The organism is Aquiflexum sp. TKW24L (assembly GCF_023502205.1).
In the GTDB taxonomy this organism is placed as follows: domain Bacteria; phylum Bacteroidota; class Bacteroidia; order Cytophagales; family Cyclobacteriaceae; genus Cognataquiflexum.
On record NZ_JAMFLG010000003.1, the window covers coordinates 99,561 to 122,047 of the forward strand.

21 protein-coding genes are annotated in these 22,487 nt (G+C 39.3%); 7 read left to right on the forward strand and 14 right to left on the reverse strand.

The features are described 5' to 3' along the window. Positions 1-31: 31 nt before the first annotated feature. The 6 genes from M3O96_RS03360 to M3O96_RS03385 form a co-directional block, all read right to left on the reverse strand. The gene (locus tag M3O96_RS03360) at positions 32-481 is read right to left on the reverse strand and encodes an RES family NAD+ phosphorylase (protein WP_249718763.1); all 450 of its coding nucleotides are present in this window, start codon (positions 479-481) and stop codon (positions 32-34) included. A gap of 23 nt (positions 482-504) precedes the next feature. Beyond that, positions 505-1,071, reverse strand: a complete 567-nt coding sequence (locus M3O96_RS03365) for an antitoxin Xre/MbcA/ParS toxin-binding domain-containing protein (RefSeq protein ID WP_249718766.1) — start codon at positions 1,069-1,071, stop codon at positions 505-507. An 86-nt stretch (positions 1,072-1,157) separates the two neighbouring features. Further along, positions 1,158-2,261 (reverse strand): hypothetical protein, encoded by a 1,104-nt coding sequence (locus M3O96_RS03370; RefSeq protein WP_249718768.1) that lies wholly within the window; start codon positions 2,259-2,261, stop codon positions 1,158-1,160. A 159-nt stretch (positions 2,262-2,420) separates the two neighbouring features. Continuing rightward, positions 2,421-3,260 carry an amidohydrolase family protein gene (locus M3O96_RS03375; RefSeq protein ID WP_249718769.1) on the reverse strand — a complete coding sequence of 280 codons (840 nt, stop codon included), beginning with the start codon at positions 3,258-3,260 and terminating at the stop codon, positions 2,421-2,423. 24 nt (positions 3,261-3,284) lie between these two features. Further along, entirely contained in the window at positions 3,285-3,770 is a 486-nt protein-coding gene (locus tag M3O96_RS03380; RefSeq protein WP_249718771.1) for a hypothetical protein, read from the reverse strand. Positions 3,771-3,807: 37 nt separating this feature from the next. After that, entirely contained in the window at positions 3,808-4,269 is a 462-nt protein-coding gene (locus tag M3O96_RS03385; RefSeq protein ID WP_241143632.1) for a cold-shock protein, read from the reverse strand. 272 nt (positions 4,270-4,541) lie between these two features. On the opposite strand from M3O96_RS03385, the gene M3O96_RS03390 reads away from it, so the two are divergent. Next, positions 4,542-5,660, forward strand: a complete 1,119-nt coding sequence (locus M3O96_RS03390; protein ID WP_249718774.1) for an XdhC family protein — start codon at positions 4,542-4,544, stop codon at positions 5,658-5,660. Next, positions 5,657-6,256, forward strand: a complete 600-nt coding sequence (locus M3O96_RS03395; RefSeq protein ID WP_249718776.1) for a nucleotidyltransferase family protein — start codon at positions 5,657-5,659, stop codon at positions 6,254-6,256. The genes M3O96_RS03390 and M3O96_RS03395 overlap by 4 nt, the downstream gene beginning before the upstream one ends. On the opposite strand, the gene M3O96_RS03400 is transcribed toward M3O96_RS03395, so the two are convergent. Next, the gene (locus M3O96_RS03400) at positions 6,253-7,398 is read right to left on the reverse strand and encodes a cysteine desulfurase family protein (RefSeq protein WP_249718778.1); all 1,146 of its coding nucleotides are present in this window, start codon (positions 7,396-7,398) and stop codon (positions 6,253-6,255) included. The two genes, M3O96_RS03395 and M3O96_RS03400, sit on opposite strands and share 4 nt — an antisense overlap. Positions 7,399-7,486: 88 nt before the next feature. Between M3O96_RS03400 and M3O96_RS03405 the strand changes: the two genes are divergently transcribed. Beyond that, on the forward strand, positions 7,487-7,843 hold the full coding sequence (locus M3O96_RS03405) for a hypothetical protein (RefSeq protein ID WP_249718780.1): 357 nt from the start codon (positions 7,487-7,489) through the stop codon (positions 7,841-7,843). Positions 7,844-7,901: 58 nt separating this feature from the next. On the opposite strand, the gene M3O96_RS03410 is transcribed toward M3O96_RS03405, so the two are convergent. Together M3O96_RS03410 and M3O96_RS03415 are read right to left on the reverse strand one after the other, a co-directional pair. Further along, complete coding sequence (locus M3O96_RS03410) at positions 7,902-10,064, reverse strand: xanthine dehydrogenase family protein molybdopterin-binding subunit (protein WP_249718782.1); 2,163 nt, start codon at positions 10,062-10,064, stop codon at positions 7,902-7,904. 2 nt (positions 10,065-10,066) lie between these two features. After that, on the reverse strand, positions 10,067-10,525 hold the full coding sequence (locus M3O96_RS03415) for a (2Fe-2S)-binding protein (protein WP_249718784.1): 459 nt from the start codon (positions 10,523-10,525) through the stop codon (positions 10,067-10,069). A gap of 339 nt (positions 10,526-10,864) precedes the next feature. On the opposite strand from M3O96_RS03415, the gene M3O96_RS03420 reads away from it, so the two are divergent. The 4 genes from M3O96_RS03420 to M3O96_RS03435 are packed head-to-tail and all read left to right on the forward strand — an operon-like array spanning position 10,865 to position 16,186. Then, positions 10,865-11,689, forward strand: coding sequence for a DUF5675 family protein (locus M3O96_RS03420; RefSeq protein ID WP_249718785.1), 825 nt, complete (start codon positions 10,865-10,867; stop codon positions 11,687-11,689). Beyond that, positions 11,686-13,413 carry an N-acetylmuramidase family protein gene (locus M3O96_RS03425; RefSeq protein WP_249718787.1) on the forward strand — a complete coding sequence of 576 codons (1,728 nt, stop codon included), beginning with the start codon at positions 11,686-11,688 and terminating at the stop codon, positions 13,411-13,413. Before M3O96_RS03420 ends, M3O96_RS03425 begins: the two co-directional genes overlap by 4 nt. Next, the gene (locus tag M3O96_RS03430) at positions 13,410-14,048 is read left to right on the forward strand and encodes a DUF4230 domain-containing protein (protein WP_249718789.1); all 639 of its coding nucleotides are present in this window, start codon (positions 13,410-13,412) and stop codon (positions 14,046-14,048) included. Before M3O96_RS03425 ends, M3O96_RS03430 begins: the two co-directional genes overlap by 4 nt. Beyond that, complete coding sequence (locus M3O96_RS03435; protein ID WP_249718791.1) at positions 14,045-16,186, forward strand: hypothetical protein; 2,142 nt, start codon at positions 14,045-14,047, stop codon at positions 16,184-16,186. Before M3O96_RS03430 ends, M3O96_RS03435 begins: the two co-directional genes overlap by 4 nt. A 6-nt stretch (positions 16,187-16,192) precedes the next feature. Here the strand turns inward: M3O96_RS03435 and M3O96_RS03440 are convergent, their stop codons facing one another. Genes M3O96_RS03440 through M3O96_RS03460 form a run of 5 tightly spaced genes read right to left on the reverse strand, consistent with a single transcriptional unit; the run spans position 16,193 to position 22,450 of the window. After that, positions 16,193-18,538 (reverse strand): GMC family oxidoreductase N-terminal domain-containing protein, encoded by a 2,346-nt coding sequence (locus tag M3O96_RS03440; RefSeq protein ID WP_249718793.1) that lies wholly within the window; start codon positions 18,536-18,538, stop codon positions 16,193-16,195. Continuing rightward, positions 18,535-20,250 (reverse strand): metallophosphoesterase, encoded by a 1,716-nt coding sequence (locus tag M3O96_RS03445; RefSeq protein ID WP_249718795.1) that lies wholly within the window; start codon positions 20,248-20,250, stop codon positions 18,535-18,537. Before M3O96_RS03445 ends, M3O96_RS03440 begins: the two co-directional genes overlap by 4 nt. Further along, complete coding sequence (locus M3O96_RS03450) at positions 20,240-21,670, reverse strand: patatin-like phospholipase family protein (RefSeq protein ID WP_249718796.1); 1,431 nt, start codon at positions 21,668-21,670, stop codon at positions 20,240-20,242. Before M3O96_RS03450 ends, M3O96_RS03445 begins: the two co-directional genes overlap by 11 nt. Further along, complete coding sequence (locus tag M3O96_RS03455; RefSeq protein WP_249718798.1) at positions 21,657-22,076, reverse strand: DUF4345 family protein; 420 nt, start codon at positions 22,074-22,076, stop codon at positions 21,657-21,659. Before M3O96_RS03455 ends, M3O96_RS03450 begins: the two co-directional genes overlap by 14 nt. Continuing rightward, positions 22,073-22,450 (reverse strand): patatin, encoded by a 378-nt coding sequence (locus M3O96_RS03460; protein ID WP_249718800.1) that lies wholly within the window; start codon positions 22,448-22,450, stop codon positions 22,073-22,075. The genes M3O96_RS03455 and M3O96_RS03460 overlap by 4 nt, the downstream gene beginning before the upstream one ends. Between the last annotated feature and the right edge of the window lie 37 nt (positions 22,451-22,487).

The window sequence follows — 22,487 nt, forward strand, 5'->3', positions numbered from 1 at the left end:
ATTGAAGCATAATTAACTTACCTATTTTTCTTCAATCAGAATTCATAAGATAATCAAACCTAACCTCATCCACAACCTCGATATGGTTTTTGAAATCAGGAAAATCAGGGTTGATCAGAAGGTTATGTTCTAATGGATAGAACGATAAGTTCAGTCTTGCCGAAGGTACTTTCAAAAAGGGAAATTCCTTTTCCTGTAACCAAGCTCGCCCAAAATCTTGTGTAACCTTTGCATGAGCCAGCACATTCCAATTTTCAGGCAAACTGTCTTTCTCCAAAGTACCAATCAAATTGGGATCTTGAATACCAAATTCAATCATATACCATGATTTCCCGGAAACAGCATTCCCCTTGATACAGAGGTATTCCAATAAAGATATGGCAGGCCCACTTCCGGCACAAATCATCCCCATACCTTTTGGATTCCATCTCCCTGCATTATAGGAACAACTAAAGGGAGCTTTGTAATAGGTTTCTGACATGATTCTAAAATAGCGCATAGACCCTACATGACATTGCCAAAATGAAGTGCATCCAAAGCCTCATCAACCAATTCCAAACCAATCATCGAGGTCAAAATCTTGACAGGGGCTTCATTACCTAGGGCCATATTAGGACTGTCCAACCATTGCTTGAGATGGTTTGTATTACCAAAAAGATCCACTCCTTTTTTGATAACTTCATCGATTTTAAAAAATTGATATGAACCCGGAGTACCTATTGGGCTTTTATTGTCCCACCTAGAAACCGTGCTAGGAGACACAGAAGCTGCCTTGGCAATGTCTTGTATCTTCAAGCCCAAATATTCAATTATCGGAAAAATATCTTCCGAAAGTAGATTTTTGTCCAATAACTCCCCTACTTCGTCCATTCCTTTTGCTCTAGTAAATGCGGGTACAAAAAATCCATAACCACTAGGGATCTCATATGACTTTAACTGACCTGACCTGCTTACCTTAAATGTCGGAGGATTACCATATTCTGGACTTTGAAAATCTGACACCAGATTTTCTTCCTTTGAATCAGGCTCAGGATACAATTTAGGTTTTTTGGAAGATTTATTTGTGAGCATAATAATGAAAGGGAAGTTGATTAATTTTCATTTGACTATAAAAAAATAGTCATTTGACAATTGTAAAAAAAGTTTTATTTCCTTTTTTACTTTCCTTTCAACAATTCTTTTTCAATTTCATCCATATTTCCATTTAAGGCTTGATCAATGATGGAATTCCATCGGGATTGGGTATCCTTGTCCAAACCGTGCCTTGTTCTAGCATCATAGATTTCCTGAAGCTTGTTCATCTCTCGGTATGAATCAAAAAATGCATCATTGACCAAAGCTTGATAGTTTTCCGGAGTTACCTGCAAAGCTTTCAATCTGTCGATGAGCCGGTTGCCAACTACCTTGGTGACATCAAAGTGCCTTTGTTCGTGGTTCAATGCATAATCATTTTTTCCTTGGGCTTTGGCCCAAGAAGATCCTGGAAGCATATAAACTTTGACTTCTACGGGAAGCACCAAAACACCTTCTTCCATAAATGGAGAGCCTTCCATAGCCAAACTGGTAAAAATCGTGGCGTTATATCCACTTGTCCTGCTTGGTTTTTCCCGAAAATCACTCCAAGAAAGTGGTCGGTTGAAATCATAAAAAACTGTATCCTGATCACTTTTTTTCTCCTTTTCAACAATTTCCAACCTGACAGCTTTTGCTAGCTTCCTATTGTGAGTGGCATGATCATTTATCCAATCATTTAAAAAAACAATGGAATTTACTAACCCTCTATTCAAAATCTGATCAATCAAATCAGTACGGTGGATGGACCTTTGGTAAGTTATCCCAGCTTCATAATCCACCAAATGAACAGGTTCAAATGATGTTTTAAGGAAATAGCTGAATTTAATTTTCAACTCTCCTGAAGCTACCTTGCTGCTTGTTTGTGTCTCCGCAATTTTAAATTCCAGAACTCTCATTTGAATGGCCCTATCAGAATCTGCATTTTTTATTGAGTTTTGATAAAAAGTTCTAATACCTTCAGCTAATCCAGCTTTTATTTTTGCTTTATACTGTTGGTTATTAGCTATATATACTTTTCCGATTAAAGTGATGTCGTCTTGAATATCCAAGACTTCAGACAACTCAAAACTGGCTTGATTTAAGATGATTTTTTTTGATGCATTCAAATCAAATATTCTTTCTTGGGCACTTACATTCCCCGATAGGATTAAAATCAAGAAACCTAAGGCTAATAATTTTCTCTGCATAACGGCTTAACGCAAAGCCAAAAACAACAGTTCTGATGGAGGAACAGAATTATACTGTACCTGTAAATGATGACCTTTGACGCTCTTTCAACTAAACCTCTTTTTTAAGGTATTATTACCCTACCAAAAGGATCCAGCGAAATTCTAATAATCATTCATCTAAAGCTTATAAAAAGAGGAAGCATTCGACCCAAATAGTTTGTTTTGTTCCGATTTAGAGAAGCTGGAGAAAAAATCTTCAACAATCCAATAAGCATCTTTATAAGTTGCAGATAAAGTACATACCGGCCAATCAGAACCATACATCAATCTGTCGATTCCAAAAGTAGCCAAAGCAGTTGCGATATAAGGCTCAAATTGCTCTTTCTCCCAACTTTTCCAATCCGCCTCAGTCACCATTCCTGAGATCTTACAGTGGACATTTTCAAGGGAAGCGATTTTTTCCAAACCTTTTCTCCAGAATTCCACCTCTGGGCCTTTAATATTGGGCTTGGCAAGGTGGTCAATCACAAAAAGTTGATTTGGAATTGATTTGGCCAAAGTATAGGCATTGGGAAGGTGTTGTGGATAAATCAAAATGTCATATGTAAATCCAAACTCCTGAAGCTTGCTTATTCCATGAAGAAAAGTCGGACGAAGCATAAAATCTAAGTCAGGTTCATCTTGAATGATATGCCTGAATCCTTTGATTTTTGGATGCTGTGAATAATAATGCAAACGATCGGTAAGATCTTTTGACTGTAAGTCAATCCATCCGACAATTCCTTTGATAAAATCATTTTGCTCTGCAAAGGAAAGTAAAAAGTCGTTCTCTGACTCGGATTGGCTAGCTTGTACTGCAACACAACCCCCGAATCCAGTTGCCTCCAACAATGGCTTCAAATCTTTAGGAAGAAAATCTCTTTGTATCCGAAGCATCGACTCATCCATCCAAGAATGGGATTCAGCTGAATAATTCCAAAAATGTTGGTGGCTATCGATTCGATTTATGAGATTCATTTATATCAGGATCAAAAATGATGATCACTTAAAATTCTCCTTCAATAAAGCAAGTTTTTCTTGATAGTCATATTGAAGGTCCTCATGAAGCCCGAGGATCAATTTTTCAATTTTGCCTACCTGAACCCGATAAAGGTTATCAATAACAGGATGACGGAAATCCAAGAATCCGTAAAGTTTAAATTGCTCACAAAAGTAAATGATTAATTCGATAAGGGTTTCTTTGTCTTTGGTAAGCTTAAGGCTTTTGTTCATCTTCCTTCTGATTACTTGAGCCGACTTTTTCGCAAAATGGTAATTGCGGGTATTGGATTTTTGGAATTCGAGATCGATTTCCTCCTGAACCAATTGAACAAATAGTCTTGGATTTTCCCTTTCAAAAAGTTTGAAATATAAAAAAGCTTTATTGTCCGTACTGAACTTGGCTAAATCCAACAGCAGGACGGACAATTCTTTTGTATCAAGAAAGGTTAATTCTTTTTTTATATCTGAAAGGCTGCCGATTTTCATGATGATTTAACCGTCAATTTGGTCAGCAAATCCTTAATCAGGGAGCTTTGAAAAGCTTTACATCTACCGCACTCAATCCTTTGGGAGATTTTTCAGTTTCAAAAATAACTTTATCATTTTCCTGAATGGGATCTATACATTTGTTGATGTGGACGAAAATGCTGTCTTGGGACACCTCATCTTTAATGAATCCATATCCTTTAGAAGCATTAAAAAATGTCACTTTTCCTTTTCTAAGATTCTCTCCGGGAAGTGGATCAGCGTGCTTTGAAACACCTATTTCAATGGTGTCAGCATCAAAGACTCTTTTTTTGGATGGATCAGGGGGGGTGGAAGTAATGTTCCCAAATTCATCCACGTAAGCAATCATATTTTCGAAATCCGTAACTTTGGCAGTGTTGGACTTTCTGTCATCTTTCTTTTGCTGCTTCTCCTGTTTTTTCTTCTGTCTCAATTTTTCTTTTTCCTTCTTGTCGAAGGTGTCTCTTGATTTTGCCATATGTTACAAAAATCCGGGAATTTTTGGGTATTTCCTATTTTATAGAAAAAGTATTTTAACAATTATTAACTCTCAATGAACCACAGGCTAATAAATTACCAAAATCACCCAATCGCCAATGGGATTTTCCCCTTAAATAATTTTCTGCCGCACTTCTTTAGAAATAATTAGATTGAGGATAATTTTATTGACAAGTTTTCTTAAGCGAAAAGGCTTTAAAGAAATAAATCTTTGCCAATTTTGATCAAAAGCCCATAGCCAACCAATTATACATGAAAGACCTTCAACAGATTTTGCACGCTTACGAAAATTGTAAAGTCCGCAATCAAAAAGCAGCTTTGGCCACCGTTGTAAAAGTCGATGGGTCTGCATACAGGCGCCCCGGTGCAAGAATGCTTGTCACGGAAGATGGAGAATTGACCGGAGCAATCAGTGGCGGTTGCCTTGAAGGTGATGCACTCAGAAAAGCCCAAATGGTCATTTTTCAACAAAAATCAATGCTTGTGACCTATGACACTACTGACGAAGATGACCAAAAATTCGGCGTGGGTTTAGGATGTAACGGTATCATTCAGGTGCTGATCGAACCCTTGGATTTTGAGGACGATTCCAATCCTATTGAATTGTTGAAAGTGGCACTAAGTGACCGCCTTCCAAGTGTTTTGGTTACTGCTTTTTCTTTGAAAAATGCCCGTGGAGAGCAAATAGGTACAAGAGTGCTATCTAAAGTGGGTGCGACATTTGGCAAAATCGAAACTTTAAATCCTGTTCTGTCAGAGAAAATTCAGCTTGAAATCAATTCCAAGTCTGAAAACCGAACTAGCACAATAAAACAATATCTTGACCCGGATGAAATTTGGGTCTTCTATGAAGCCATCAACCCTCCAATCCGAATTTTATTATTTGGTGCAGGTAATGACGCCATCCCGGTTGCCAAATTAGCTTCTCTGTTGGGTTGGGAATTGACTTTGATTGACGGTAGAAAAAACCACGCGACAACGGAAAGATTTCCTACCGCTAAAAAGATCATCATCGAGCCGGCTGACAGGGCTGTTTCAGGTTTGAATCCTGACAAAAATACGGTTGCATTACTGATGACCCATAATTTTGACTATGAGGCAGTGGTGCTAAAGGACCTGATACTTTACGCGCTTCCCTATATCGGTATATTGGGACCAAAAAAGAAAACCGACAAATTGATAGCACGGTTGGAATCAGAAGGGACCAAAGTCCCCACCGAAAACATCTATGCCCCAATTGGTTTGGATATCGGGGCTGAAGGATCTGAGGAAATTGCATTATCCGCCTTGGCTGAAATCAAAGCCGTTTTGGCTAAGAAAAACCCTGATTTTTTGAAAAATAAATTGGGTCCAATCCATGAACAAAGATGAACAAGGAGATAAGAACCGGTGTCATTATCCTTGCCGCCGGTAGTTCTTCCCGATTGGGACAACCGAAACAATTGCTCGAATTCAAAGGAAAAACCCTCCTTGAAATTGCGGTCGAGGCTGCACAAAATTCACTAGCCGATTCCTGTGTAATTGTCTTGGGTGCAAATGCGGATTTAATTGTTGAAAAAATCCACCACACCAAAGTAAATCAAGTCATCAACGAAAATTGGGAAAAAGGGATGGCCTCTTCCATGCAAAAAGGGCTGAATTATCTATTGGAAAATTCAGATCCTGATCTGGTAATCTTGATGCTTTCAGACCAACCTTTTGTAGATTATAAAATTCTTAACTCACTGATTAAAAGTAAATTAAATACTGATAGTGAAATTATAGCTTGCCGTTATAATGAAACCTTTGGCGTTCCTGTTTTATTCACCAAAAAGTATTTTCCGGAACTACTTTCCCTAACAGGGAATGAAGGTGCTAAAAAATTATTAATGGCCCACCAAGATGATTTACATACCATTGATTTTCCTCACGGAGCCATTGACATCGACACCATGGAAGATTACCAAAAGCTGAAAAGTGGCAGCTAAGATTTCCTCAATGTTTCCACCACTTTTTTGATATACTCAGCAGCAAAAATAATTTCAGACTCGGTAGTATTTAAACCCAAACTGAAGCGGATCGACGCCCTTCCCAAATCGGGATCAATGCCCATCGCAGCCAAAACGTGTGAGGGTTTAGGCGAAATACTCGTACATGCCGAACCTGAACTTACGGCAACTTCTTTGTTTACTCTTTGAAGTAGCTCCACTCCCTCCACCCCACCAAAGGAAATATTCGAAACATGCGACAACCTGTTTTGAAGGTTCCCATTCACGGTTGTTCCTTCTATTTCTAAAATCTTGCTTTCTAATTGATTTCGGAGGTTTTCTAAGCGACTAGCTTCTACAATCTGATTTTTTGACCGAAGTTCAGCAGCCTTTCCAAAACCTACAATTCCTGGTACATTGAGAGTTCCGCTTCGGAATCCCTTTTCGTGTCCTCCCCCATCGATTAATGCCAAAGGCTTTGGAAGTGGATGATTGTGTCTTACATACATTGCTCCGACGCCTTTTGGTCCATACATTTTATGGGCAGAAATAGCCATCAAGTGGATACCTTTTATGTCCAAAGGGATTTTTCCTACCGCTTGTACTGCATCCGTAAAGAGGATAATATTTCGTTCTTCGGCAATTTCCTTGATCCGATCCATTTGATGGATAAGCCCGGTTTCATTGTTGGCCCACATCAAGGCAATCATTTTGGTATGTGGCAATATGCTTGAATTCAGTAGATCAAGATCAATCTCACCGAATTGATTGACAGGAAGATAAGTGACCTCTGCTCCTTTGGATTGAAGGTGGTCCAAAGTATCCAATACTGCTTTGTGCTCCGTTGTGCAACTGATATAGTGTTGCTTTTCTCCGCGATAATGCTCGAAAATCCCTTTTATAGCTAAATTGATGGCTTCCGTTGCACCTGAAGTAAAAATGATTTCTTTTGGTTTTGCACCTATCAGGTTGGCGATTTGCTCCCGTGCGGTTTCCACGGCATCTTCGGCCATCCAACCATAGGGATGACTTTTGCTTGCCGCATTGCCGAAGTGCTGCCCAAACCAAGGTATCATTTCTTCGATTACCTCAGGGGAACATGGAGTAGTCGCATTGTAATCCAAGTAAATCGGGTATTTCATCGAATTTTAAAGTAAATTCCAATGTAAAACCTTTAGCCAAAAGCCGCAAACCAAACCGGATTAATGGTAGAATTAATTAATTTTAGAGATGCAAGAAACCTGGAAATTCCCCCTCTCTTCTCAAAATCAGCCAAAGAATCCTGAATTTTTTTTGAAGGAATTATTGGAAGCAAATGAAAGAGACTTGGGGATTTTTCTTTCCTACTATTTCAAAAAAGAAGGCGCTGTAGCTGAAAAAGTCAAGTTGAAGGGGGAAATTGAATTTATTAACGATTTGAAAGGTAAGTTGATGTTAGACTTTGATTTGGTCCATTTTAATGCCTGCCTCAATATCCATGAACAAAAGCGGGATGAAATGCCCATTCAATTTGAATTTGATCTATTATTCCAAAATCTTTCTTTGACCGGACCCTATTGGCCTGAAAGAGAGATGGATGAGATATAAAAAAAGCCCACCGTGAATATAATTCCAACGGTGGGCCTGTACTATTACCTTGCTGTTTTTAAGCTCTTTTAATCTGCAATTTGATATCTGAGAATTCTTTTTGCTCAATAAATGGCTGACTTCTAAGTCTCCTTCCGGTTGCTTTAAAGATTGCATTGGCCACTGCACCACCTGTTGGCGGCAAAGCTGGTTCACCTAGGCCGGTTGGATCGATGCCGTTTTGGACGTAGTGGACATCGATTTCAGGAACTTCCTTCATCCTGATCAAACGATAAGTGTCAAAGTTCTTTTGTCTTGGAAGACCGTTTTCGAAGGTCAGGTTTCCATACATTGCATGTCCCATTCCGTCTACAATACCGCCCCGTACCTGATGGTTGGCACCTGTTGGGTTCACGACGATACCACAGTCTGTGCATGCAACAATCTTCTTAAGGACAGGCTGGTTATTTTCCATTTCGATGTTTGCCACCTGAGCGACATATGATCTGTGGGAATAGTACACACTGAATCCTTGCATCACATTTGCATCTTTTCCCCAGTTGGACTTTTCAGCGGCTAGTTTGATCACACCGATCATTCTGTCCACATCATATTGAAGTTCTCCGACAGGTGAGGATTTTGCTTTAGCTAATAAATCTAATCTGAATTGAACCGGATCTTTTTTGGCGGCCAAAGCCACTTCATCTAGAAATGACTGCTCTGCATAAGCCAAGAAATTGGTAATCGGAGCTCTCCATGCATTGGTGGTGATGGCAGATTTATGGTCTACAGATTCGATCAACACATTTTCTACAGCACCTGATGGGAAATTATTTTCTCTCGTGGAATTACCAGCATTGATTCCCACTCCCCTTAACTTATACCCAATCATGTTTCCACTTTCATCCAAAGCCGCTTGGAATCTATATCGAACAGCAGGTCTATATGCTCCTCCCGTCATGTCATCTTCCCTGCTCCAGGTTAATTTGACGGGTGCATTCATCATTTTGGATAGTTCCGCTGCCTCGACTACAAAGTCGGCTCTCAGCCTTCTGCCAAAACCTCCTCCTAATCTGGTGATTTGGACGGTGATGTTTTCTGGCGGAATGCCCAACAATTGTGCTGTATCATTCCTAGCCCTGTCAGGTGTCTGCGTCGGTCCAACCAATTCAACCTTGTCTCCCTGCACATGCGCAAAGAAGTTTTGAGGTTCCATGGGAGAATGCGATAGAAATGGGCATTGGTACTCACTGGTGATGACTTGAGCAGCATTTTTAAAGGCTGCATCTACATCCCCATCCTTTCTTTTGACTTCAGCATTCTTGGTGTTGAGCAATTCTGCAAAAAGCCTGTCATGGTCAAAAGTACTTTCTACAGCGCCATCCAGTTCATATTCTATTTTCAGCAATTTCTTTGCTTTCATCAGCGGCCAAGTGGATTTACCCACCACAGCCACATTATTTTTGAAACTCACTACGTCGACAACACCGGAAATAGCTCGGGCTGCGGCATCATCCACGGATTTGATTTTCATGCCAAAAGGTGGCCTTTGGATCATAGCATGAAGCATGCCTTCCCTATAAAAATCAAGTCCATAAAGTGGCTTTCCTGTAAACATGGCGTTGTTTTCCACATTTTTGACAGGCGTGCCAATGATCTTAAAATCTTTTACATCTTTTAAAGCGACCTCTTCAGGAGCAGTCAGTTTGGATGCATCTGCAACCAATTCACCATAACCCAATTTTTTACCGCTCTCTTTATGTATTACTTCTCCATTTGCTGTGGAAAGCGTACTTACATCCACATTCAGTTTGGTAGCTGCAGCAGCCATCAAAAGATGTCTTGCAGTCGCCCCGGCTTTTCGAAGTCTTTCCCACGAATGTGGCATAGCCCCAGAACCACCGGTCAACTGCCGGTCATACTTTTCAGTATCGAGATTGGCTTGAAAGACCCTAACTTTCTTCCAATCCGCATCTAGCTCTTCGGCTACGACCATTGGAAAAGAAGTGATAATATTTTGGCCTAGTTCCGGGTTGGGAGAATAAATCACCACTTCGCCTGTTGGAGAGATAGTAAGATAGCTGTTAAAATTATGTGCATTGAGAAGCACCTCTTCATTGGTCAAAACCTTCATCTTGGGAGAATCGCATCCTGACCAATAGAAACCGATAAACAACCCCCCTGAAGCAGTGGCTGCTGTTTTGAGGAAATCCCTCCTATTTGTTTTCGTTAGATTTGCCATGATTATTTAAGTTTTGCTGCTAAGGCTACTGCTTCTCGGATTTTGTGGTAAGTGCCACAACGGCACAGGTTTCTGTTCATTGCATTTTCGATTTCCTCCAAATTTGGGTTAGGATTTTTTCTCAAAAATGCGGCTGCAGTCATGATCTGTCCAGCCTGGCAATATCCGCATTGGGCGGCATCTACTTCGTCCCAAGCTTTTTGGACTGGATGGTCACCTTCTTCGGAAAGTCCCTCAATGGTGATGATTTCGTCTGATCCAATACTTGAAACAGGCAATGTACAGGAATAAGCTGCTTCTCCATTGACGTGGACCATACAAGCACCGCATTGGGCTATTCCGCAGGAATATTTGGTTCCCACCAAGCCGATATGGTCCCTCAACACCCACAGGAGTGGCGTATCGTCTTCAACGTCAACGTTATACTCGTTTCCATTAATTCGAAGGTTGTAGTTTGCCATTTGATTGATATTTGATTGATTAGATTCAAAATTTAAGTAAATCCTACCATTTTCAGAGAGGTTTGCCCTCCTTTTTTTGAGCTTTCTTGATAAAAAGTATATAAATGATTTGAACGGGGAAGGTCTAAGTATGAAATTCTCTTTTGCAGAAGTAATGATCCCTCTAAATGATATTTTTTTTTTGTGTATTTGTGATAGGTCCTCTATCTATAACAATTAAGATGAAATGAAAAATCAGTATTTTCTTGATTTTGAGATAGTAAATATTTAAATTTTAAAATTATTTATAGCCTTTTTCGAGTACATCGATAAAATTCATGTTTTCCTCTACGAATTTCCATGAAAAACTTGGCAGCACTTTTAGTCATTGCATGCATAGCCGTCTTGGTTCTCATCTTTGTGACCAATCCTGATTTACTGAATAAAATCTGGCTATACATTATTGGATTTATTGGCTATGTAGTGGTATTGGTTGAAAAAGGCTATAAAAAAATTGCCTCGGCTTTAACTCCCAATAAAGAAGTTCCAAAAATACCCTTAGCTCTTTTACAAACTTCCCCTCCCACTTCCACTTCTATATTCCCTGAAAAATTAGCTGAGGAATTAAAACCTGAACAAAAAATCAAGGATTTGGAAATCAAGCTGCAAGAAGCAAAATCTGTTGGGGATACAGTTTTGGGGAAATCCACATTAACTGTATTGAGATACCTTGATGATGGTGAAACTACCCTCGGGCTGATTTTTTTGAGAAATAAGTTTTTTGCATATACCCTTGAGGATACTCATAATTACGTGAAAATAGAAAAGCTAACACGTATTCCTTCAGGTATTTACACTATTAATTTCAATAAAAATGAAATTGACCTGACCGAAAAATATAAAAATCTTTACGGTAGTTGGTTTGATTTTCATCTTGAGATTCAGCACATCCCAAATTTTCAAAATGTCTTTATACATGTCGGTAACACCCATCAAAATACAGATGGCTGCATCTTGATTGCAGATGGCGTTTCGGCGGGAACAACCAAATCCCTTCAGTATTCAAGAGATGCATTCGAAAGATTTTATAAAACAGTAAGTGCCCTGCTCAAATCAAATGAGCCTGTCACTATTCAGATACTCAATGAAGATTGGTTTGAAAAAAGTAAACTATCATCACTATGAAAAAACAAAGCGCCTTTTACCAGCTGATCATTAAAATTGCAGCGACCATTTTGATGGCTGTGGCCATAGGGTTTTTGATCAGAAATTTCTACACAGAAGAAAAGGATGTGATGCTGGCTATGACCATTCCGTCTATCATTGCTGTAGGTTTGATCTATGGGATTTTGATCCGGTACTTCAAAACCGAAGAGCAGATTAACTCCTATTATGTCAATAAGTACCATGACATATTTTTCAAGGGGACCATCGTATTTGCGATTACTCTGGTATTGATCACAATTTTCTATAGCATTCTAATGTATATAGAAAAGAAGAATCTCTTTTCAATAGTTGGATTACTGATAATTGTGATTTGGATCGCTGTTTTTATGATATACTTCGTTTGGTCAGTTTATCATTTCAATATCAATTTTGGGATCACAGACGGTGAATGGGGCAAAATTGCGGAAGCAAAGAGAGAAGCTCGGGAATTTGGAATGGACCTCCCTGCAAGCGGAGTCCGCGAACCCTTATATAACCCTTACAGGAGTCAGACATTTGGTTTGCCGCCCGGAACGGTTCGGGGGATGATTGCATTTACCTTATTATTTGGAGGTATTTCCTTATTGATCAGCAGTATGGGATCTGAAGAACTCAGTTCGGATCTTGTTGCGCTACGCATTCAGCAGTTTGAGTTTTTTGAGACAGCCTTCCTGATGATGATCGCTTTTTACTTTGGGGACAAATCTCTTAAGTACTTCAGGGAAAGGTGGAAAAATCCGAATCAGCAGGCGGATGGCAGTATTCCTCCAACCCCACCGACAGCCCCACCTAACTCCCAACTTCCAGAAGGAGTCATGCCAAGTGCAGGAACCCCTCCGCCCAGTTTGGAACAGGATGATTCTTTGGGTGATGATGATAGGGAATTTATGGAAGGTGAAGAAACCGTCGGAGACGTGCAGCCACCTCCGGCTACAGGTTCTCCGGTCACAAACCTCAAACATGCGCTTTTAGAATCAAGAGAAGAACAACTTCCTGTGGCCAGTAATTTTGCCTTTGTCCAGATCATAGACAATATCAACAGCAAAATCCTGAATGACGAAGAGATCAAGGAAGTTCTCGAAAACCTTGCAGAAAAAGAGAACATCATCCTTTCACTTCCTGTATTAAAATCGGTCATTTCTGTGGAGTCATCCGGAAGAGGCCATCTCAGCGATGGACGGGCGAAGATTTTGTTTGAAGGTCACCTGATGTGGAGACTTCTCAGCAGCGAAAGGAAAATGCCTGAAGAGGAAATACTGAAGCTCCAAAAAAGCAATGAAGATATTCTTTATAAAAGCTGGACTCGAAAATACTACAAAGGTGGAATCGCTGAATATGACAGGCTTGACCGTGCTAGGAAAATCGATCCTGAAATCGCGGTTTTCTCGGCCTCTTGGGGCTTGTTCCAAATCCTTGGAGAAAACCTGAACCACAATATTAAAGGCCGAAAATACGCTGATTATAAAGAGTTTGAGGAAAAGCAAAATGAACATGAAAAGTTTCATTTAATGGACTTTTTGGAGTTTATCAAAATCAAAAAGCTCAAAGGCGTGCCTTTGATCAATTTTATTTCGGAGGAAAAATCAGGAAATTATGATTGGGCTAGTTTTGCTCACGGCTATAATGGCAGCGGCTACAAAGTCAATAAATACGATACCAAGTTACAGGCGGCCTATGAAAAATTTAAAAAGATGCATTCATGAGGCTCGGTAAATTCGTACTTCGCCCGTTTTCTTTATTGACACTCTTGACGGTGGTGGTCATTTTATCTTCATGCAAAAAAAACGAGCGGGCCTTGGTAGTCGGCAAAATCCAAAACGCCTCTGATTTAGCCACTACCGAATTTGTGATTGATAAAATCGTATTCGGTACCAAAACCAAAAAACTTGCCCTATTGAAAATCAGCGAGGCAAGCTTTATGGCCTATTCTCAGGCTAGGGTCAAAGCAGGGATAGATCTCAGTAAAATCAAAGAAGCGGATATCAGGATTGAGGGTACTAAAATCCACCTTGAACTACCACCGATTGAAGTGATCAATTTTTCCTACCCTCCGGCAAGTTTTGTGGAAGATTCATTGATATCAGATCCAAAAGTATTTTTAAATAAAATCAATATCAGAGACCAAGAAGAATTTTTCAGGCTTGCTGAACTCGATATTAGAGAAAATTTACGCTACATAGGAATTGTCAAGACTACACAAAACCATACAAGGCAATTGTTTCAGATCCTATTGACTTCCCTTGGCTATAAGGAGATTTACATCACTTTCGAAAGCGATGATCTGATCATTTCAAAGGTTAATTTATTGGTAGATACAGATACAGTAGTAGAACAATGATAGGCCTATTCCTCAAAAATTGGAAGTTTCTTTTGGACATCCTCATCGTTTTGGGGATAGTGATAGGGCTATTTATCTGGAACCCATTTGGGATTTTTGGTGGCGGGATTAAATTAAATGACACTGCAAATATGGTCACTGAGGTACGGCAGATCGGACAATTGGTAACTGCTGAATATTACGGTGAAGTAATCGCTTCTATTGACGAGGCAAGACTTAACTTGATCGAAGATGAAAATATCAGAACGAGAGGCCAGATCCTTTATCAGGATATCAGATCAGCCATCAAAAACCTGAAGAACTTTCAGAACTTATCCAAGGAGGAAAGGGACGAAGAGTATAAAAAAATGACACCTGTCAATAATTGGAGAAGAATAATCAGATGGGAGGTCGAAAGCAGGAACATTATGGATAAGCTAAATTATCATGGATACCTTGATGATGTGGCTATAGATCCCCTATATGATGACATGCTGGAGTACCTTTATCGGATAAAAACCAATAAAAATAAAAACGAAAAGTGGAATCCAAGTGTGCGAAACAAAGAAGAAGTCTTGTTTCTGATGTATCAAGAAACTCCAACGGCCAATGATTCCCTCGCTTCTGTAGATTTTATGACTTTTTATTACCAAAATAAAGTGGCAGATTTTAGCCGGAAGGAGACTAGAAAAAAACTCGCCATGGTAGGAAGAGGATGGGTCAAAGCAGGATTTGATTTTACAAAACTAAACCCTTCCTCAGTCGTCATATACGATGATGTCCGTGAAGTGCATATTTTTGGATTGGCTCCAACTATCCTCAATGCAGACATCAATCCATGGTTTATCCCTGAGAAAGGAATTCCTGGGTTTGAAATCCTAGATTACAATGGTAAGGTGGACTTTAAAGATGCCAAACGGGTAAAGGAATACTGCGTGGAAAAACTAATGTCCTTTGCCCACCGCGCCGAAATTCTTAAAAATGCAGAAATCCAGGGAGCTGAAACCCTCAAAAATTTATTTTCCCTTATGACCGGAAAAGATGTTCAAAAGGTTGTTTTCCATCATGATAGGATTACAGACTTAGTGGCACAAATTGAATCTGATGAAGCAGTAAGTAGATTTGAACTAAGTTTATTTGATTCTTTGCTTAGAATGGAAATTGCCGGTTTGGATACCTTGGAACTAGCAATGACTCAAGACAGTAAGCTCTTTAGAACTGTGGAGCAAAAAAAGAAAAATATTTCTTTCTCTATTTCAAGGCTTCAAAAACTTCCCATGCTTGGGACTTCAACCAATTACAGCTATTTTTCAAAAATCATTTTGCAGATCTCAGGAGATGGTGTTTTGGATGATTCGGAAAAGATTTTGTTGGAAAGTTTGAGGCCCGATTGGAAATTAAAGGATAGAATTGATCAGTTTGCAACGCAGGTTCCCTCTCCGGTTTATTTTTGGTACAATGATCCGGTTGAATACATGACGGCATTCAATTTGAGTATAGAAAATCTTATCAAAAACAACCTCGTCGTGGGGAATGTGGATACCATTTCCATGCAGACGGTTGATGCGGATACAGCATTTTTTAAAACTCACAAAGTTTTAAATTATAATAAAATTAGTGATAAGAAGGTTATTTTAACTTTTGTAAAAAACCCCAAAAGTGCAGACGATTTGTTGGCAGGATTGCTTTACCCCTATAATTATGACCCAATATTAATAGCAGGTTTTATTGAAAATAAGGACATCATTGACATGTCGAATCCCAAATCGAGAAATGTTGCTGTTAAAGATTCTGCCTTGAATGTATACCAAAATGATAGTGTAAATCATGTCATTCCCGAGATGTATCTTGACCTTCTCAATCCAAAAGCTAAGGATAAATTGGATCAAAATGGCTACTTGAAAATTGGTAATTCCCGGTCGATATTTAAAAAAGACCAGGGATTTAATAATGATATTTTAAAGACTGATTCCTTATTTACCACAAGGCAAAACAATGAGCTGGAAGTATTTTTTGATTTGTTGTTTATTGCGAGATATGATTTTCATAATAAAGGTGTTTTGGAAAAAGCAAACAGGTGGGTGCAGACAAAATTAAAAGAAAGGAGGGCAACCCCTGCTTGGCTGACCTCCTTAAGAGAAAGTGTCGAAAAACCTTGATCCCGATTATCTTCCCAACTTTTTGAAATAGGTTTCGAAAACATTACCTGCGAAGAACTTTCCAAAGGTGCCGATCGCTTTCAACTCTTGAACTTTCCCTTTAGTATTCAATGCCTTCATGGTTGTCAATTGTTTTGCGAAATCAGCCGGTTGGATGATAAGTTTCCCCTTCCCAATCACTTTACCTGATACTGAATCTCCTTCATGAATTGTGATGAATAAGGTCGTGGTGTCTTTCCAAACATCAAACCCTTTATTATTAAAAACATCTTTGAATCCTATGAAATAGTATTTTTGACCTTCCTGACTTAAAAGAAGCGCATTGTATTGCATTGTTTTCCTATCGGGTTCTTGGCTGTCTTTTATGAATAAGTTAAAAATTCCGTTGACTGCCGAAAGTGGAAATTTGGACAAAGCCGGAGCTAGCATTGTCCCAAACATCCCTGCTTCATGAGTGGCTATTCCTACAAGTGAATCCACATCTTCTGATTTGATCGTCAGAGTAAATTCAAAAGGCGAATTCGAAGCCTTTCCTTTTTCAAATCCTTGGTTATAATCTTTTGTTTCGTCCAAGGAAAAGAATCCTTTCATCGATTCAGTGAATTGTACTCCGGGTTTAAGATTCGGGAACGCATCTTTTTCTAGGTTTGGTTTCAAATCATAATCCAATACGTAATCAAGATCTTCGGCAATTATTTTACAGCTTCTTTCAGCCAAAGCACTGATAGTCAGCAAGGGATTGGTGCCTACAGGCCTTGGGATGACTGCACCATCCATCACATACAAACCTTTGTGTAATTCTGTTCCTGATTTGCCTGCAAAAACCTGCCCTTTATGGTCAACGACACCTTTGGCAGCGTCATCTCCCATGTTGCAGCCACCTAATGGGTGGACCGTTACGAGGTCATAATCCGTATGTTTGTTCCAGGTTGGATTTGGAATTTTGGTGCCGCCAAGTGCTTCGGTTGCACTATATAATTCTCCAGACACTTTTTTGAATATCTCTTGTTTTCCAACACCTTTCCATTTGATTTTCAGGTTGTCTTTCTCCATCACCATTTCTCCGTTGCCATCGTCATGAGTCATCACCAGGTAAATCTGGGTATGGTTGACCGCACCGAAAAAGGGACCTCTGATCATGCTGGTTATTTCCCTGATTTTTTCTTTGAAAAAATCTCCCCAGCCTCGGTCTGTGTTTTTTCCAAATAACCGTGAGGTAGTGACGAGCATCCCTGCCATCAACCCCCGTATCGGACCGGGAACAGTTCCTTCCTCAAGGGTCATCCCATCTTCCATTTTCGTCCTATTTCTCATGTCAATCACACTAGTGATGCAGGGACCGACTTCGGCAATTCTATCAGTTGCCTTTTTTCCAAGTCCTATGCCATTGATGACTAAATCATTGTTATAGCCAAATCCGAGTACATCACCATTTCCCGTAAATCTTTTCCCAATGAAACCCGAAATTGAAAGTCCCTTTTGGGCCGACCTGAGTAAAATCTCAGTAGAACCAAGTGAACCTGCGCCAAGAATGACATTGTCTGCCTCAACAAACATGTCCGGCGCATCAAAAACCTCCCTGCCCGTACACATCGGATTGAAATAGACCCGCCAACCCTTCTCTGTCTTTTCGACATGTTGGACATTGATATTGGTAAAAATATCTGCCCCATGATTAAATGCATCCGGCAGGTAATTCATTGCAGTGGTGTTTTTGGCACCTACATTACAGCCAGTGACACAATCTCCACAATTGATACATTTTGGTTGGGAAATGCCCACATGGTTGTCATTTTTATTTTCAAAAGTAACATTGATATCCAAAAGCCTGAATTCTTCTGACATCCGTTCAGCCGATTTTCTCATGCCTTGGGTTTTGTGAAGGACAGGATAGCCATTTTGGTTTTCAGGATAGGGATTGGGTTTCAACATATCCCAAGCTTTATCCAACCCATCATAGAATGAAGCTAAATCTTCCCTAATAGCACTGGGCCATTCTGGCTGATTCATCACTCGGGGATCCGGTTTGATTGAGACATTAGCATTGATGAGTGAGGTACCGCCAAGTCCACAACCTTTCAGGACACTTATCCCGTCTCCCACCGTAAAGTCGTAAAGCCCATTTTTCTCTTTAGATTCTTTACCGATGCTTATGGTCATTTCTTTGGCTGCCTCTGCAAGTGTAGCAGGAAATTGCCCCGGCAAAAATTCCTTTCCTTTTTCGAATAGACAAACTGATTTGCCTAATCGGGACATGCGTGATGCGGCAATGCTTCCTCCATATCCCGAACCAACTACGACAAAATCATAATGGCTTTTCAGGTCTGACAAGTGTTTGGATAGTTTCTTCATGATTTATTAGGGATAGGAATGGGTTCTTCGATCAGTTCGTATTTGATTTCATCCCCTTCAAATCGGGGATTTTTTTCATCTCCATTATTTTTCCAGTTCTTCACTACTGTTCTAATGCCTACCGGATAAATAGTAATTCCTTTAGCAGAAATATGGATTCTAATAAAATTCTTGAAATCCTCCCCTTTAAATGAAGAAGATGCTTCGGTGATGTGATTATCTAGGAATCTTGAACTGAACCAGAGATAGAATCCAAATACAAATCCACTTAATAATCCTCCTACTATCCACATTTCAACAAATAAGATCAAACCATGATATGGAACCCCTGAAAGACTGTTGGCATTAAAAACTGGCAAATAGAACAAGCAGACATAAAATATCAACACATGGGAAAGCCCATGAATTGCACCTGTAATTTTATTGGCTGTTTTAAAATTCCCGGATTTAAAGTCGGTGAATATGAATATTCCGACTCCAAACAATAGGTTCAATAAAATCACTGAAGGTGTTAATATTGCTATTGACAATAAATCTAGGACTGAATCCGAGGAATCGGTGATATAAAAATTTTCAGTCTGAATGCCACTGATCATCAAGAAATAAAATGACAATGCATGTACCAAACCCAAAATCAGAACCATCCACGGGCCATGAATAAAAAACAGTAAGTTGTTATTGTTGAGACTCAGCGACTCACTTTTAGAAGGAAATGCTTTTTTGAAAGCTGCATCAAATCCCTCACTTGGTTTGATTTTTTCTTTGAGGCTATGGGTTGTATGCATAAAAGCTCCACCCCCACCTGCGGTTATTAACTGTCTGGTTTCATTTGGACCTACTTTTTCTTCATATCTTGAATAATGATGAAGGTCACCGGTCAGAATTGTTGTGATTTCTATGTCTTTGTTTTTCCCTTTATAATAACATTCGGGATCAGTTTTATCCTCAGTTTCTCCCTTTAAAATTCTATTAATAAAGAACTTAAGACGTTTATTTGAAGAATTTGATTCATCAAAAGATTCATATACCCAAGCAGGTTCTGCTGTGGCCAAAATGATTTTATCTTCAGCTTTAAGTTTTTGTGCAGCAAGATTCTGAAAGTAATTAAGTTGAGGAACATCAATGTCAGCATTGAGTTGGATGTCGATTCCGATCAGCCAATAATTATGAGGAAGCTTCACCGCAAAATAACTCCTGCTTTGCTGGGTTCTCCAATTTCCCAAAGAACGGCTTTGGCAGAAAATTTTCAAGAAATTGGTCAATCCATCGTACCAATCATGGTTACCGGGAATAACAAATAGTCCTGGTGGATCAGGATCTTCGTTATTTTTAGGCCAGGCAGCATGATAAGGGCCTTGGAGCCGGTTTCTGTATTCCTCCATTTCAGGTGTTGGATATACCTCATCTCCTCCCATGACCAAAATGTTCCCTCTTTTGGTCAGGACTCCTCCCAATTCCAAATGATCTTGAGCAAGAAGGCTAGCAATAGTGTAGGTTGGGTTAAATCCATCTCCCAGATCAGAAATATAATCCATCCATAAATCAGTTCTGTTTGAATAATCGTAGAATCCCTTTCCCGGATCCAATGCAGCTTGCATTTCTCTCCTATCTGCAAAGTTTCCGAAAACAGTCGAAACAACAGTCTTTATTCCTGTGGCAGCAAGTTGCTTTGGGTCATACCAGTCAACCATCGGTTTCATTTTAAAATCCATAGTTTATAAAATTTTTTAAAGTGGAAAATCTTTTTTTTAGACCTATTTTTTTTTCAAAAGTTGTTTGGAGACTGCTATAATAAACCGCCATTACTCGGTCTTTAATAGATTGAAATAGAGTTGTTTGAAATATTAATTTATCATTTTCATCCCACATTTTAAAGTTTAATTGCTTAAAATTCAATCCCATCAGGATTTCAATAGGATGTGTAAGCTTCGTTGTAACAAAAATTGTATGGGCTTTTCCGTCTATGAGGATTGCTGATTTGATTTCCAAATTATTCCCATTTATGGATTTGGAAGTAGTTGAGGTATGGTCAAATCCTGAAATCTCAGGATTGCCTCCCGCCAATTTGAGACTACTGTACACTTCCAGTTTATTGTTCTCCGAAAACTCTGCAAAGCGGAAGTAAAGAGAATACTTCAGCATTTTTGGGAAGGATTGATTGTTCGTTTTTCCTGAAAAAACAGCCCTCATACTATAGATGTACTCAGGTTCCCTGTTTTTAGTAGCACTTCCATCCATTACTTCCCCATTGGGAGGAATTTTGGAAAGGTATTTTTTGGCTTGCGCATAACCCATGTTGATGAGTTCTTTTGCATTTATCTTGTTAAAGAAAAAATCAGGATCAAGAGGTAGTGGAATTTCGGACTTGATAACAAAAATCTTAATATCATCTAAATCTGAAGGATTTCCGGATAGTTTGTTGAGTTGATTGGTCAATTTTATCTGATTGTATTCTTCCATAAGCGCTCCATTTGCGCTCATTTCGATCATGTGCACATATTGATTGAATGCTCCGCCAAGATATGTAGGGCTGTTTCCTATGGCCCAGACTAACCAAAGTTCTTTCGAACCTTGTCTCACTGCTTCCATTAAGTTGGCATCTTTGACCCAAACAGCATCTGTGTACCAGGTTCCGCCAATCTGGATAGCAGGCATAAAAATGGGTAATGAAACCCCTGCTATAAGGTGGTCCTCGGTGACATTTGTCGATGGTATTGCTTCAACCGTTTTGCTTGAAAAGTTGCTGACATTGAAAGTAGAAGTGAATTTATTCTGTTTGTTTATCGCTGAAATGGAAATTCCTAAATGGGTAAAAACTTTCTTTCTGATATTGTCTGCATCTGCAAATCCCTGCATTTTGAATGGCTTGAGGTAGCTTTTTGCACTACTTGCGGACATAAATCCTGAGAGTTTCAAGGTTCTCCACTTTTCTGCAATCTCCTTTGGCTTCCATCCGCTTGCGAGCATTCCTGCATTAAATATCCCGCCTGAGGTCCCGTCAACATGGTCAAACTGAATTCCGGTTTCTTCAAGCGCAACTAAAACACCGGCTTGATAAGCGACTCTCATTCCTCCTCCGGCAAGGATTAATGATTTTTTTGATTTTATGCTATTTAGGTTAGGATCGACCATTTTTGGAAAGAGAAGATTTAGAATATGCAAAAATTAAAACCCATCCTAAGGCTTCATAAAACATGAAAAATTTTGTCAATAACCCAGGATTTCCATCTACTATCCATGATACCACCCTAGCTAATATTCCAATTCCCATGATGGTTAAGAATACTGAATTGAATTTTCTTTGGGTAAATATTTCCTTGAAAAATGTCAGGGCAAAAATTCCAAAACCCAATTCCAAAGCTCTCAAGAATCTATATTGACTTAGTATGTTAATTCTTTCAAAGTCATTTAAATCGTTGATTTGGAATTGGAAAAGCATCGCGAAATCCCAAACGGGATTTATAAATGCCCCCCAAATGCCGGCTAAGACGACCAAACCTATATAAGTATAGAAAAAGAAATAGCTGATTTGTTTCATTCCTTAGGTAGAGTTTTCATGTAGTACAAAAATAAAAGTCCCGAAAAGAGGTCAAATGCCGCTACACTCAGCGCCATCCATGAAAATAATCCATTGACTACACCTAAAGTGACAGCTACAAAAGCCCCTAGCTTTTGCAAGGCACTCCAAAAAACCACAACTTTACTTGTATGTGTGCCATATACAGTATGGACCATCATTCCCCCAAACAAGGCCATAAACATGCCCACTATCCCAAATAAATGTTGGGTAGAATCTGTAATGTCGGCGCCGATTACTTTCAGGACAGTAGCAGGCATCACTACTTGCGTCAATCCCGAAATGATGGTGATGACTGAAATGGCAATTACAATCAAAGTGAGGTTTTTCTTCATCCTTTTTCAGGGTTTTAGAGGTAAAACTGAATAGGTA

What these genes read in the sequence shown, in the direction of transcription:
- M3O96_RS03440 (WP_249718793.1), bottom strand. Translation starts at nt 18,538, where the DNA reads ATGAAGAAACTATCCAAACACTTGTCAGACCTGAAAAGCCATTATGAT.
- M3O96_RS03370 (WP_249718768.1), bottom strand. Translation starts at nt 2,261, where the DNA reads ATGCAGAGAAAATTATTAGCCTTAGGTTTCTTGATTTTAATCCTATCG.
- M3O96_RS03420 (WP_249718785.1), top strand. Translation starts at nt 10,865, where the DNA reads ATGAAAAACTTGGCAGCACTTTTAGTCATTGCATGCATAGCCGTCTTG.
- M3O96_RS03360 (WP_249718763.1), bottom strand. Translation starts at nt 481, where the DNA reads ATGTCAGAAACCTATTACAAAGCTCCCTTTAGTTGTTCCTATAATGCA.
- M3O96_RS03385 (WP_241143632.1), bottom strand. Translation starts at nt 4,269, where the DNA reads ATGGCAAAATCAAGAGACACCTTCGACAAGAAGGAAAAAGAAAAATTG.
- M3O96_RS03450 (WP_249718796.1), bottom strand. Translation starts at nt 21,670, where the DNA reads ATGGTCGATCCTAACCTAAATAGCATAAAATCAAAAAAATCATTAATC.
- M3O96_RS03380 (WP_249718771.1), bottom strand. Translation starts at nt 3,770, where the DNA reads ATGAAAATCGGCAGCCTTTCAGATATAAAAAAAGAATTAACCTTTCTT.
- M3O96_RS03405 (WP_249718780.1), top strand. Translation starts at nt 7,487, where the DNA reads ATGCAAGAAACCTGGAAATTCCCCCTCTCTTCTCAAAATCAGCCAAAG.
- M3O96_RS03460 (WP_249718800.1), bottom strand. Translation starts at nt 22,450, where the DNA reads ATGAAGAAAAACCTCACTTTGATTGTAATTGCCATTTCAGTCATCACC.
- M3O96_RS03375 (WP_249718769.1), bottom strand. Translation starts at nt 3,260, where the DNA reads ATGAATCTCATAAATCGAATCGATAGCCACCAACATTTTTGGAATTAT.
- M3O96_RS03390 (WP_249718774.1), top strand. Translation starts at nt 4,542, where the DNA reads ATGAAAGACCTTCAACAGATTTTGCACGCTTACGAAAATTGTAAAGTC.
- M3O96_RS03445 (WP_249718795.1), bottom strand. Translation starts at nt 20,250, where the DNA reads ATGGATTTTAAAATGAAACCGATGGTTGACTGGTATGACCCAAAGCAA.
- M3O96_RS03430 (WP_249718789.1), top strand. Translation starts at nt 13,410, where the DNA reads ATGAGGCTCGGTAAATTCGTACTTCGCCCGTTTTCTTTATTGACACTC.
- M3O96_RS03395 (WP_249718776.1), top strand. Translation starts at nt 5,657, where the DNA reads ATGAACAAGGAGATAAGAACCGGTGTCATTATCCTTGCCGCCGGTAGT.
- M3O96_RS03425 (WP_249718787.1), top strand. Translation starts at nt 11,686, where the DNA reads ATGAAAAAACAAAGCGCCTTTTACCAGCTGATCATTAAAATTGCAGCG.
- M3O96_RS03455 (WP_249718798.1), bottom strand. Translation starts at nt 22,076, where the DNA reads ATGAAACAAATCAGCTATTTCTTTTTCTATACTTATATAGGTTTGGTC.
- M3O96_RS03415 (WP_249718784.1), bottom strand. Translation starts at nt 10,525, where the DNA reads ATGGCAAACTACAACCTTCGAATTAATGGAAACGAGTATAACGTTGAC.
- M3O96_RS03365 (WP_249718766.1), bottom strand. Translation starts at nt 1,071, where the DNA reads ATGCTCACAAATAAATCTTCCAAAAAACCTAAATTGTATCCTGAGCCT.
- M3O96_RS03410 (WP_249718782.1), bottom strand. Translation starts at nt 10,064, where the DNA reads ATGGCAAATCTAACGAAAACAAATAGGAGGGATTTCCTCAAAACAGCA.
- M3O96_RS03435 (WP_249718791.1), top strand. Translation starts at nt 14,045, where the DNA reads ATGATAGGCCTATTCCTCAAAAATTGGAAGTTTCTTTTGGACATCCTC.
- M3O96_RS03400 (WP_249718778.1), bottom strand. Translation starts at nt 7,398, where the DNA reads ATGAAATACCCGATTTACTTGGATTACAATGCGACTACTCCATGTTCC.